Genomic DNA, 219 nt, shown 5'->3' with positions numbered 1-219 from the left:
GGCGCGGATCTTCTCGGCCACCACCAGCGCCGAATGGGCGGCCGTCGCGTACACGCCGCTCAGGTGCGCCAGCAGCACCACGAACTCGTCGCCGCCGATGCGCGCCACCGTGTCCACCGGGCGCAGCGCCAGCTGCAGCCGCTCGGCCACCGCTTGCAGCAGCCGGTCGCCGCCCTTGTGGCCCAGGCGGCTGTTGGTGAACTTGAAGCGGTCCAGGTC

At 72.6% G+C, this 219-nt stretch carries 1 protein-coding gene; it reads right to left on the bottom strand.

What is annotated here, in order from left to right:
• The coding region (locus AC6H42_RS17140) for a GGDEF domain-containing protein (protein WP_497548561.1) at positions 1-219 on the bottom strand (219 nt) is incomplete at both ends.

Source organism: Massilia sp. NBRC 108631, assembly GCF_059704565.1.
This window is presented reverse-complemented; position numbering and strand designations above follow the sequence as displayed.